The organism is Methanobrevibacter sp., from assembly GCF_017468685.1.
Taxonomy (GTDB): domain Archaea; phylum Methanobacteriota; class Methanobacteria; order Methanobacteriales; family Methanobacteriaceae; genus Methanocatella.
The window spans coordinates 1-12,849 of record NZ_JAFUHT010000084.1 but is presented as its reverse complement, the minus strand read 5'-3'; the positions used below and the strand labels follow the sequence as shown (position 1 = coordinate 12,849).

Genomic DNA, 12,849 nt, shown 5'->3' with positions numbered 1-12,849 from the left:
ATCACTAGATTAATTTGCAGTATTATAATTACCGATTAATATTGAACAGAATACAAATCCAAAAGATGTGCAGACTGCAATTATTGCAAGATTTAAAATAAGAATCCTTAACGGGGAAAACTTATCGAATTCCACTTCATCATTACGCAATTTCGCATATACTCCAACCAATGTTGAGATGAATGTCATGATAAGAGTAGTTATTACAATCCATTGGACAATAATGAACCATAAATCCGGATTATCATGACCGATTCCCAGATAAATTCCTAATGCAAAACCTACAATAATTGTAATAATCATTAATTTTTCATTAGCTTTTTGTATTATATCCATAAATAACCTCAATATTAATTATTTACATAAATCATTTAAACTTTTTATCATTGATTCGCGAATTGCATATTTTTTTTGTAAATTTGTAAGAGAATCAGTGAGATTCCTTCTAAATCTCTCACATGCATAATCATCATATGTAAATTTGATTCCATCATATTGAATGTCCATCAAAATCAAGTAATCAGGTTCAGTAACCTTTATATATGCCCTTGGCTCATCTTCTCTCGGATTCAGTAATCTTTCAACTTCATCCAAATCCATCTTACCGTTTGCAACATCTATAAAGACACGCATCATTTTACGAACCATATTCCATAAAAATGACTCCCCGTAAATGTCAACAAAAATTGGAGTTATTGTATCATGGAGATTAGGGAATTCTCTCTTGTGATAATCATTCAATTCAACCTTATTGATTTTAATGTCATCAATTGTACGTGTGGTTGTTTTCTGGAATCGTTTTGTGAAATTGGTGAAGTTATGAGTTCCCTTAAAGACTTCAGCACATTCATTTAGCTTATCGATGTCAAGGTCCTGAAATAACATGTAGCGGTATTGCCTCATCTGAGCATACCTTGGCTTAAAAGCATATCGGACAGGAGCACTAGCAAGAATTTGAATATCATCCGGCAAGGAATTGTTAATCTCATTAACTCTTACTTCCTTTTCTGACTGAAAGCTGATTACATTACCTAGACTGTGAACTCCCGCATCGGTTCGTCCTGCAATTCTGAAACGGGATTTTTTCAAATCATCAATGTAATCCAGTTTTCTTAGATGGTAAATCAATTCCTCTTCCACGGTCCTTAGATTAGGCTGTCTTTGAAAACCATGAAAATTTGTTCCAATATATCCGATTTTTAGTGCTGTTCTTTTCATTAATAATTATTTTTAAATTAATATAACATAATTGTTATGATTTTGAATTGAAGTTGAAACTAAAGAGTAGTTAATTTTTTGATTGAGAATAGCTTTATCCATGTGTACTGTTTGCAGTTCATTGTTTGTATCGATTGTTATATTAAATCCCATTTTTTTCCAAAAATCAATGGCTCCCGGAAGAGTTTTGTGTGTGTGAAGGTAAATTTCATTGTAATTATTTTCACATGAAAATCTTTCAACTATTCTAAAAAGCATTGATGCAATGCCACATCTTCTGTATTTTTCATCTACGAATAATCTCCAAATACTGGAGGTAGTTTCTTTTGAGTATTTTCCTTTGAATTCATTGAAATTCTTATCATATGCCCTAAGTCCTATAGTGGCAATGATTTCATCATTTTCATTTGTTGCAATGTAAAAATTATTTCTTTGAGGAGAAATATAATATTCATTTAAATTTTTTATGTCCATATGAAACTCCGGAACATAATCATATCCAAATTCTTTTTTAATTTGAGAAAACAATAATTTTTGAACATTATTTATTTGATCCAAATTATTTTCCAATGTTTTAATTGAAATATCCATATTAAAACCTTCCAAAAAAGTATTACTTTTTCGACTAAATTTAACGAATTAGTAATACTTTAAAAATAAAATTATAAAGTTATTACTTTTTTAACTAAATTTAAAGATTTAGTAATACTCTATTTTAAATTTAAACAACTTTAATAATGATAATGAATAAAATAATATATAAAATTTGTTATTTATAGTGTGGTAAAAATGAGCTGTTACAAATATTGGGGAAAACTAGAAGAAATTGCTAACAAATTATCATCATATGGTGATTTGGACAAATACGGTAATTCAGAACTTGACGACATAAACATTGATGAAATCATTGAAATCCTGGATGATGTTGAAATCATTGCCCACGACAAGACAATTGACTTTGATTCTGCAAAGCACATCCTGGATGATGAGAAGATGAACAGGGCTTTAAAGCTGATTCGTAAATTCTATGTCTACATTGGAGCCAGACTTGAAACAGAAAACGCCTTGAAGATATTGGAATCTGAAAATCCAAAAGAAACCCTTGATTCATTTCATTTCTATGACCGTTATATTGGACTTGTTGAAAACGAAAGCCAATTGGCCAAATTCAATGAAGATAAAACTTTCGTATTTTTAGGATCAGGACCATTGCCTTTAACATTGATAATGTTCAATATGGTTTTCGGATGCAAATGTATCGGTATCGAGCAGCAGGAAGATGTTGCAGAACTTTCAAGAAAAGTTTTAAAGAAATTAGAACTTGACAATGATATTGAGATTGTTGTTGGTGATGAAACCACAATCAAGGATTTGGATTATGATATTTTAATGGTTGCTGCATTGGCTGAGCCAAAAGACAGAGTGTTTGCAAATATCTGGGAATATGTTAGTGAAAAAACACCGGTGATTTACAGAACCTACACTGGAATGAGAGCAATATTATATTCTCCGGTTCTTGACAAGGACACCAGGGGTTTTCATAAGGAGGTTATGATGCTTCCTTCAGGCAAAACAAATAACACATCAGTCCTTATTAGAAAAATCGATTAAAATTTATAGTTCGTTCGCCAAAATTATTGGCGAACAAATAACTAAAAAAGGAAAAAAAGAGAATGAATTAATTAAACACCATTAATCTCATTAAAATACAAAATATCATCACATATTACTTCAAGCAATTCAATATCATGGCTAACAGCCAGTATTCCAATGTTATTTGCCTTTGCATGATTGATGAGTGCTTCCCATATCTGCACTTGTGTCAATGCATCAAGCATGGTACTTATCTCATCGGCAATGATGAATTTTGTTTTTGGATTAAGTGATCTCAATATGCTGAAACGCTGAAGTTCACCACCGGACAGTTCATTTGGCCAACGTGTCAGCCAGTTTTCTTTCAAACCGAAAGTGTCCTTTAGCTCCTGAGGAGGATTCCATGATTCCTTCAGTACCTTTTCCATTTTCCATTTTGGATTCATGGTCTTTTCAGGATGCTGGAAAATCAGCTGCACAGGATAGAAATCCTTATCAGATATCTTTTCACCGTCAAGAGATACTTTACCTGAATAATTGGTAATGTAACCCGCCATTACTTTACATAATGTTGATTTACCGCTTCCACTATCTCCAATCAATCCAATTATTTTATTGCTGTCAAGGGATAGGGAAATATCCTTCAGTATCTGTCTTTTTTTATTGTAGGAAAATGAAATGTTTTCTGCCTTAAGATTCATCATTAACCTCCTTGAAATTAAAGCATCTTATCATAATGCCTTCATGGTTGATTAATTCCGGTTTTTCATCTCTGCATTTGTCCAGACGTACGGAACAGTTTTCATAATACGGACATCCTGCAACCTCATCCAATGGCTGTACTCCTTCAGCATAATTGAAACCGTTTCTTGGCAATGCATCAATCAAAACCTTAGTATATGGATGCAGAATATTCTTTTGATTTTTGAAGTTTTCGGCAGTGTTGACTTCAATCACATAGCCTGAATAAAATATTGCAATCCTGTCCGCTGTTTTTAAGGCAACATCAATCTCATGAGTAATAAGTAAAACGCCTTTGCCCTGTTCTTTTAAGTTTTTAATGTCCTCAATAGTTTCCTTTACGCTTTGTGAATCAAGACCTGGTGTTGGCTCATCTGCAATTAACAATGTCGGATCATCAATCAGTGCAGTGGAGAGCAATACCTTACGGGCCATTCCACCGGATAACTCGAAGGGATATAAATCATCAACGCTTTCATCCAATCCATAACGGGCAAAGATTTCCCTTTGTTTGATTTTTTTAGCGTCATGCTCATCATCATCCTTGCATTCTCCAATTGCCTGCTCTGAAACTTTCATAAGAGGATCAAGGAAATTCACAGACTGTGGAATCAGACATATTTCACTGCCCCGTAATTTTTCCTTCAATGATTGTGTTAAGACTGCATCTTTATATTTTATTTCACCTGTCACATGGGAGTTGTATGGTAAAATTCCCAGGATTGAGTGAGCCAAAAGACTTTTACCTGAACCGCTTGAGCCCAGTATTGCTACAATTTCTCCTTCATCAACATCAATTGTCAAATCAGATATTACTTTCAAATCGTGCCTGTTCAATCCTTCCACGTATTGTGTGAAGGATATTGATAAGTTATTTACTTCCAATAAGATTCCCATAATACCACCCTAGTTATTTGCCTCTGAAGGGTCAAACAATCGTTTCAGATTATCTCCCATTATATCAAACAGTAATACCACAATCAGCAGTGAAACACCTGGGAAGAATGCAAGCCACCAGGCACCCATTGCAAGATATGACATTGATTCTGACAATATGATACCGATTGCAGGTTCATGCGGTGACAAACCGAAGCCGAGGAATGTTACACTTGACTCGTGCATGATTGCATGAGGGAATACAAGCAATGTTCCTACAAATATCTGGGACAATATCAAAGGCAGGATATGTTCCTTTGCAATCCATAATTTGCTTCTTCCAAATTTTGAAGATAATTCCACAAATTCTGATGTTTTAATCTGCAGCACCTCTGCTCTTAAAACTCTTGTAAGGTTTACCCAGTGTGAGAATGCAACTGCCATTGTTACACCGAATGCCCCTTTACCGAAACCGATTGAAATCATCATAATCAGCAGGATATGAGGTATTGAAGCAAACAGGTCAATCAGCCATGAAACGAATGTGTCAGTGTATTTGTTGACACTTGCAAGAAACGCCAATAATGTTGCAATTATACTTGAAAGTATTGAAGCCCCAAGACCAATGACAATACTTAGACTTAAACCTTTCAGGGTTCTTATGAACATGTCCCTTCCCATCCAATCGGTACCGAATGGGTGTGCGAATGAAGGTGCCTGCATTTTTATAGTAAAATCTGTCGGCAAATTAGCATCGATTAATGTTCCGCTAATGAAAATTATCGCTAAAACAAGTGCAGTGAGTGCTATAGTCAATATTGTTTTCTGCCTTAAATTAAGGGATGCAAACAATCCCCTGTTGTACCATGGCATTTCACTCATCGTCCTCACTCCTTATTCTCGGATCAACATATTTATAAATGATATCTGCAATGAAATTTCCTGCAAAAACGAATATTGTACTTACAATAACAATACCCAATAATAATGGAACATCAGACCTGAGTCCTGCAGCCACTGTTGCCTGACCTATTCCAGGATATGCGAATACCTGTTCTACAAGTATTGTTCCACCGAAAAGTTCGTTGAATGACAAGAACTGTATTGATATTGCGGGAAGCAGAATATTTCTTATTCCATGGTTTTTAATCATTCCCCAAAAGCTTTCACCTCTTGCTTTTGAGAAAAGGAAATAATCACTTTTCTTAACGCTTATAAGCTTATCTCTTGTATACATTGTAAGGGACGCTATTCCAACAATACTTAATGTGAATGCAGGAAGAATCAGCCTATACAGCCATTGCCAGAATGTTACAGTATCCGAAAGCTGTCCAATCGGAACTGAAAGCCCTATTGGGAACCATCCCAAATACACTGAAAATACCATTAAGATTACTAAACCTATCCAGAATGTAGGTGAAGACTGTAAAATGTAACAATAAGTTTTAATTGCCTTATCAATCCATGTTCCTTCTTTAGCACCGGCAATTACTCCTAATCCAAAACCAACAATTCCAGATATTACCCAAGACACTATCATAAGAGTAAATGATGCGGTGAACTTTTGTGCAATCACTTCAGTAACAGGCACCCTGTAAATCAATGAAAATCCCATGCTTCCGGATGCCAATGTCTGAAGCCAGCCCAATACTCTTTCGGTTAATGTTAAATTTGTTCCCCAATACTCCCCGACAATTGCAAGCTGTTCCTGGCTGACTATTCTTTGGCCAAGATATGCTTTTACAGGATCTATTGGAGAGAGTTGTACGATTATAAAACTTATTGCTGCAATGACAATTAATAAAATTAGTAATCTTACGGCTTTAAATCCTAAAAATTTCACTAATTTTTTTGTATTAATTTTAATCAACTCTAATAATTATTAAAAAAAAGAAAAAAGAATGATTTGTGAAAACAAATCATTTATGCTTCAGTTTCGTTTACACGTTTCCAATCGTAGATGTTACCCCAGATATCTCCACCGTGTGGATAGATGAGGTGAGTGCTGTTGGAAATGTCCAAGTCGTCACTTACGAAGTAGGTGTAGTCCATTGTTCCAACCCATAGGAATGGATAGTTGGAATTTGCTTGTTGAGCAGCTTGTGACCAAGTGGAGTATGAAGCATTAAGGTCTTGAGCCATTGCCGCATCAATCAATGAATCTACAGCAGTGTCGTTAAGTGCTTCAGGGTTGTCATAACCTACTGCTGCTACTTCTGAGTCATATTGGTGTTGGATTTCCATTGGATCTGCTGAACCGAATCCCCATACTACACCTTGACTGTATTTGTTAGGGTCGATGTCATCCCAGCTTCCTCCAACAGGATTAATATCAATACCGATGTCTTTAGCTTGTTCAGCTACAGCCACTGCAATTGCTTGTCTTTCAGATGCCTGTGAGTTGTAGTATATATCGAATGCTGCAGGTTGACCGTCTTTTTCCACGATTCCGTCACCATCAGTGTCTTCCCATCCTGCTGCTTTGAGAACTTCTTTTGCTTGGTCAACATCGCCGTCTTTATAGGTTGATTCAAAGGACCATGCTAATTGATCAGCTACACCATTGTAGTTTACATCACCATAACCGTTTAATGCTCCTTCGAGCAATGTTTCTCTGTTGATTCCAATGTTTAATGCTTCTCTTATTGCAGGGTCTCCGGTTACATTGTTACCGATAGTGATGTTGTCTTCACTTAATTTACCGGTGTCCATTTGTGTTGGCAAGGATATACCACGTACATCAATGGAGTCGAAGTATTCCATATGGTAACCGTCAACTTTTTCATCTGCATATGACACTTGCACTTCAGCAATGTCAACATCACCGTTTTTAACTGCTGCAAATGCTGCATCCGGATCAAGGAATAAGTTGGTTATTTTTTCAAAGTATGGTTCTTCTCCATAATAGTCAGGGTTTTTCTCAAGGATGTATTGTTGACCTTTATCCCATTGAGCTAGTTTATAAGGTCCTGAACCGATTGGGTTTTGACCGTAAGAGTTTTCGTCATATCCTTCTTCAGGAACGATTCCCACATCAGTCAATTTGTTTATGAATGTTGAATCCGCTTTGTTGAGTTTGAATACAACTTTATCTCCATCCGCTTTGGCTTCATCCAATGAGCTTAAATCTGCTCCTTCACCTAGTTCTTTAGCTTTGTTGTATGAGAATGCTACATCATCTGCTGTTAATTTTGAACCGTCTGTGAAGTTTACATCGTCACGGATTGTTACTGTGTATTCTTTGAAATCGTCTGATATGCTGTAATCGGTCGCCAAGTCATTTACGAAATTATTGTCTTTATCTCTTTTAAGAATTGTACTTTGTATAAGAGGTTCTGTTCCGGAATCATGGTATCCCCAACCGTGCATTGGGTCGAAACCAAATTCTGGTTCTTCACCGTGAGCAGCAACACATGTAACTAATTCGTTAGCTGCATGTTCAGTGCTTCCCCCACCTAATGCGAAGGCAGCTATACCGATCACTGCAATAACTGCTACAACTGCTGCTATAATATATTTTGTGTCCATTTTATATTCCTCATTAAATATTAAATTAAAGTAATATCCATGATTGTATTACTTTTTTGTTTAAAATTATGTAATTAGTAATACTTATTTATTAAATGATATTACAATAAATAATATTAATCTTAAAGTATTTAATAATTACTATTGAAAATTTTCAAATACAAAAAATGATGAAACAAAAACATGCATTAAATTGAAAATACAACTGTTAAAAAATAAGTTAATTGATTAATGTATGCTAAAAAGTTACGATGATACAATTAAAATAAATGAATTCATTAAATCATGAAAAAGATTATATGAAATATAGATTATTTAAAATAATTTCTTAATCTCCCAATCAGCCCAAAGCATGGTAAGATTATTAGAAACAACTTCACCCAGTACAATGCCCATCCAGGCTCCCCACACACCATAACCCAAAACAACAGCCAAAAGATAAGCAAAAAATATTGTAAAACCTGTTTCTCTTATTATTGTCTGAAACATTGCAGTTATCCCTTTACCAATGCCCTGGAAAACATAAGTTGATGGCACTCCTGCAGCCATGGTCGGATAATAGATTACAATCCATGCAAGGAATGCCGTAAGCTCACCTGCAATCCTGACACTGCTTCCTGATGAAGCAAAGATGGATGCAATTTGTCCTGCAAAGACGTTGGTTAAAATCATAACGATTATGCCTAAAACCAGAGATACTTTCATTGCGTACCTGTGGGCAATCTGAATGTTTTTAAAATTGCGGGCACCATAGTTTGCTGCAATAACACTTATAAGTGCTGTTCCAATAGCCAAAATCGGTGTTGTTCCAATTATTACAATCCTCCATCCGGTTGAGTAGACCGCCACGGAATCTGTTGAGCCGACAAAGGCAAGAAGGGCTGAAAATACTGCTGCAAAAAATGCGTTGTTTAAAAGCTGGATACTTGCAGGCAAACCCACTTTTACAATATCAATTGAAATACCTCTTTTAAAATTGAAATTGCTTAAATTAGGTTTCAGATAAGTGTCCCTTTTAACGTAAAACCAATAGATTAAAATCAAAATTACAAATAGAGCAGAAATTAGTGTTGCAACAGCAGCACCCTCAACTCCCAAATTTAAAGTATAGATAAAAATAGGATCTAAAATCATGTTAAGTATTGCTGATGCAATCATGGCATACATCGGCCTTGTAGTGTCCCCCTCACCTCTGAAAATCCCATACAATGCATTTGAAAGAATAACCAGTATTGAACCTGAAATAATGATTAAACCATAATCTGTCGCATAACCGATGGTCTGACCGGCACCCATAACCTCAAGTATTGGATTTAGGAAAATCAGCAATAGAGCTGTTATAACTATTGAAATGACAATATCGATTAAAATTGAATGAATTGAAGCATTATCTGCTTTTTGTTTATTTTCTTCACCCAAATATTTTGATATTGCAAATGCCGCACCAGACCCTAAACCGTTTCCAAAGCCAACAAGAATCATGAATATTGGTGTGAAAAATCCGACTCCTGCAAGGGCATCTGCTCCAAGACCGGACACCCAAGCGGCATCAATTAAGTTATAAAAACTGGTGATTAGTAATGATACAATCAAAGGTATAGACATCTTTATTAATGCCTGCTTTGGATTTCCAAGCATTACCTCCACATTATTTGAATTATCATTACTGTTCATAACTAATAATTAAAATTTATTCAAATATAAATTTAATTACTAATTATTTTTCTAGACTCCTCATCCAACTCCTAAAAATTGGCTTTAAAATCATCAAGAATTGTTCAAAATTATCAAATTTTCCAATAATGAAATTTAACAAGTTAATAATTTTACAAAGTAGACAACTTTTCATGCAAATGAGAAAAATAGAATGTATAAAGAATATTTAGTTAAAAAATAAGTTTAAATTAAAAATAAGTGATTAAAGAATAGATTTAACTATTCTTTTTTCTCAACATAGATTTCCTGGCCATTTTGAGCAGATGCATCATAAACAATGTCTTCAGCGTTTTCTTTCATGTCCTGAAATGTTTCTTCTGCATCTTTTTTAGCTGAGATAACGCCAGCCATTCCTTTTGTAGCCAAGTCTTTTGTAGTTTGTGAAGTTAGGATTTTTGCTCCAATAACTGCTGTTGCAATTCCTCCGGCAAAGAGAAGAGCGTGTTTGTGTTGCTCCACAAATGGAGCTATTTTTCTGTGTACCATCAAATCACCCGATTGATTATTCTTCATCTGCGACTTTTTCTTCTGCATCCGCTTTGATTTCAGCGAGTTTTTCTTCTGCATCTGCTTTAACTGCTAATGCTTCTGCAACGCAATTGGTTGTTGCTTCTTTTACTGCTTTTGATTCGAGTACTTTTTTTCCTATGATTGCAGCTGCTACTCCGCCTGCGAAAACTAATGCGTATCTGTGTTCGATTGCGTGATCCATTATTTTTTTGTATACCATATTTAAACCATCCTTTTTTTAATTTTTTAGTCATTCCCCAATTGTGTAATATATTATTTATTGCACCTAAATTTTTTTATCCTCAATAAGTAGTCTCATCTACTATAAAATTAAATTAAAACTAGTATATAAATTAATCGGTTTTATATAGTTTTTTAGGTTAATCTAAGAATAATTATTTAGTTATACCAAATTTAAGCTTGTCTAAATTATTTAAAAATTTAGTTATTCCGAAAAAAATAAATAAAAAAATAAGAATTAGAATAGTGGGTCTTTCACCATTCCGATTCTGAATGAATTTAAAATTACCAATAATGTCAATCCTAAATCCCCGAAACCTACAGACATCATCAGTGTGATGATACCTAAAATTGCAAGTATTACACATAGCAGTTTAACTGCAATAGCAACAGTAATGTTCTGCTTGATGATTCCCATAGTCTTATGAGACAATGAGAACAAGTATGGGAGTTTTGAGATGTCATCCTGCATCAGAGCAACATCTGCTGTTTCAATAGCCACATCAGAACCTGCTGCACCCATTGCAATACCTATGTTTGCACGTGCAAGTGCCGGTGCATCATTGATTCCGTCACCAACCATTGCAACATCCCCGAATTTGTTTCTTATTGTATCAAGTATGTTCAATTTGTCTTCAGGCAGGAGGTTGGAATATACATAGTCGATTCCGATTTCATCCGCTACGCTTTTGGCAGCAAGCTTATTGTCCCCGGTAAGCATTACTGTTTGAACTCCCTTATCTTTAAGGTCATTGATTACTTCTGAAGCGTTTGATCTGATTTTATCAGATACTGTGATTATACCCAATACTTTTTCACTATTACCGATGAATACTATGGTTTTTCCTTCACTTGAATACCGGTTTATTTCATCTCTTGAAATGTCGAAGCTGCTTCCTTCAATCAGGGATTCATTAGCTGCATAATACTCACTACCATCAATTGTTCCAACGATTCCTTTACCAGGCACGTTTTTGAAGTCTTCAATTTCTTCAAATTCAATATCATTCATTGTTGCATGATTCACGATTGCCTGTGCAATTGGGTGGGAGGAATTGTGTTCCAGAGAAGCTGCGATTTTAACGATTTCATCTTTTGAGCAATTTTCATCCAATACTTCAACATCACTCAATTCAAGTTTCCCTTCAGTTAAAGTACCGGTCTTGTCAAAGATGACTGCTTTAACGCCACGCATTTCCTCAACATATGTACTTCCCTTAATCAATACACCGTTTTTGGTAGCTGAAGTAATTGCAGACACCATACCTACAGGTGTGGATATTAAAAATGCACATGGACATGAAATTACAAGCAGTGAAAGTGCCTTATAAACCCAATCAACCAAAGGTTGACCGAACAGTAACGGTGGAATGAATGCAACACAAGCTGCTGCAACCATCATTACAGGAGTGTAGTATTTAGCAACCTTTTCAACAAGGGACTCTGTTTCGGACCTGTTGAGTTGTGATCTTTTAACCAAAGTGACGATTTTTGAGATGACTGAATCTTTTGCCCTTTTGGTTACGACAATTTCAAGGTATCCGTCAACGTTAACTGTACCTGAGAACACTTCATCGCCAATTTCCTTAAGTACAGGTACGCTTTCACCAGTGATTGAAGCCTGGTTGATTGAAGATGAACCTGAAATGACATTACCGTCCAATGGAACCTTGTCCCCTGGTTTTACGATTACAATATCTCCAATTTTTACATCATCAACTTGTTTAAGCTCTTCTGAATCACCAACTTTCACCCTTGCGGTTTCAGGTGCGATTTCAACCAATGATTTGATTGAACGTTTTGCACGGTGTTCAGCATAGTCTTCAAGGAACTCTGCAATATAATACAGGAATGTTACTGCTGCACCCTCTTCAGGATGTCCAATAATGAATGAAGCAACACATGCAATACACATCAGCATTGCCGGACCAACAGTGTGCCTTTTAACCAAAGACCTGTAAGCAAGAATTGCTATTTCATAACCTGCAATAATTGCACCCAACATAAATACCAATGTTACGATTGTTGGGTTGACTGATAACCATTCCATAATATGACCTGCTGCAAAACAGATTCCACTTGCAACGATTATTTGAATTGGCCTGTTTGCAATTAAAGGTTTGCCTTCCGCCAATAGCTCTTCGCTGCCATGAGAGTGTTCATGTTCATGGTCGTGGTCATGATCATCATCTGCACAGTCCGGACAACCGCAGATGTTTATTTCAATATCATCATCGTCATGGTCATGACAGCCGCAGTCAGGGTCGGAACATGTGTCTTCCTTTTCATGTTCATGATTATGGTCATGGTCATGGCAATCGCAGTCAGGATCACTGCAGGAATCAGCTTCCTCATGCTCATGCTCATCATGACAACCACAATCATCATCAGTACAAACATCTACTTTTTCATGCTCATGCTCATCAT

13 protein-coding genes are annotated in these 12,849 nt (G+C 35.6%); 1 reads left to right on the top strand and 12 read right to left on the bottom strand.

The features are described 5' to 3' along the window. Positions 1-9 precede the first annotated feature (9 nt). From IJ258_RS10990 to IJ258_RS10980, 3 genes are read right to left on the bottom strand one after another with little or no spacing between them, the layout of a single operon-like run. On the bottom strand, positions 10-336 hold the full coding sequence (locus tag IJ258_RS10990; protein WP_292806837.1) for a hypothetical protein: 327 nt from the start codon (positions 334-336) through the stop codon (positions 10-12). Positions 337-354: 18 nt separating this feature from the next. Beyond that, a complete protein-coding gene (gene truA / locus IJ258_RS10985) occupies positions 355-1,218 on the bottom strand; it encodes a tRNA pseudouridine(38-40) synthase TruA (protein ID WP_292806835.1) in 864 nt (287 codons plus the stop codon). Positions 1,219-1,230: 12 nt separating this feature from the next. Next, positions 1,231-1,809: a GNAT family N-acetyltransferase gene (locus IJ258_RS10980; RefSeq protein WP_292806833.1), complete on the bottom strand. Its 579-nt coding sequence runs from the start codon at positions 1,807-1,809 to the stop codon at positions 1,231-1,233. Between the two features lie 198 nt (positions 1,810-2,007). On the opposite strand from IJ258_RS10980, the gene IJ258_RS10975 reads away from it, so the two are divergent. Then, positions 2,008-2,829 carry a nicotianamine synthase family protein gene (locus tag IJ258_RS10975; protein ID WP_292806831.1) on the top strand — a complete coding sequence of 274 codons (822 nt, stop codon included), beginning with the start codon at positions 2,008-2,010 and terminating at the stop codon, positions 2,827-2,829. Positions 2,830-2,900: 71 nt separating this feature from the next. Here IJ258_RS10975 and IJ258_RS10970 read toward each other — a convergent pair whose 3' ends face one another. From IJ258_RS10970 to IJ258_RS10930, 9 genes are all read right to left on the bottom strand, one after another. Continuing rightward, positions 2,901-3,512 carry an ABC transporter ATP-binding protein gene (locus IJ258_RS10970; RefSeq protein ID WP_292806829.1) on the bottom strand — a complete coding sequence of 204 codons (612 nt, stop codon included), beginning with the start codon at positions 3,510-3,512 and terminating at the stop codon, positions 2,901-2,903. Further along, positions 3,502-4,449, bottom strand: coding sequence for an ABC transporter ATP-binding protein (locus IJ258_RS10965; protein ID WP_292806826.1), 948 nt, complete (start codon positions 4,447-4,449; stop codon positions 3,502-3,504). The genes IJ258_RS10970 and IJ258_RS10965 overlap by 11 nt, the downstream gene beginning before the upstream one ends. A gap of 9 nt (positions 4,450-4,458) precedes the next feature. Next, the gene (locus tag IJ258_RS10960; RefSeq protein ID WP_292806893.1) at positions 4,459-5,301 is read right to left on the bottom strand and encodes an ABC transporter permease; all 843 of its coding nucleotides are present in this window, start codon (positions 5,299-5,301) and stop codon (positions 4,459-4,461) included. Between the two features lies 1 nt (position 5,302). Beyond that, the gene (locus IJ258_RS10955; RefSeq protein ID WP_292806891.1) at positions 5,303-6,289 is read right to left on the bottom strand and encodes an ABC transporter permease; all 987 of its coding nucleotides are present in this window, start codon (positions 6,287-6,289) and stop codon (positions 5,303-5,305) included. A gap of 62 nt (positions 6,290-6,351) precedes the next feature. Next, positions 6,352-7,956 carry an ABC transporter substrate-binding protein gene (locus IJ258_RS10950; protein ID WP_292806824.1) on the bottom strand — a complete coding sequence of 535 codons (1,605 nt, stop codon included), beginning with the start codon at positions 7,954-7,956 and terminating at the stop codon, positions 6,352-6,354. A gap of 315 nt (positions 7,957-8,271) precedes the next feature. Next, on the bottom strand, positions 8,272-9,630 hold the full coding sequence (locus tag IJ258_RS10945) for an MATE family efflux transporter (RefSeq protein ID WP_292806822.1): 1,359 nt from the start codon (positions 9,628-9,630) through the stop codon (positions 8,272-8,274). 261 nt (positions 9,631-9,891) lie between these two features. Continuing rightward, positions 9,892-10,158, bottom strand: coding sequence for a DUF6110 family protein (locus IJ258_RS10940; protein ID WP_292806820.1), 267 nt, complete (start codon positions 10,156-10,158; stop codon positions 9,892-9,894). Positions 10,159-10,174: 16 nt separating this feature from the next. Next, positions 10,175-10,402, bottom strand: a complete 228-nt coding sequence (locus IJ258_RS10935) for a hypothetical protein (protein ID WP_292806818.1) — start codon at positions 10,400-10,402, stop codon at positions 10,175-10,177. Between the two features lie 258 nt (positions 10,403-10,660). Then, positions 10,661-12,849: cation-translocating P-type ATPase (locus tag IJ258_RS10930; RefSeq protein WP_292806817.1), on the bottom strand; the 2,189-nt coding region annotated here is incomplete at its 5' end.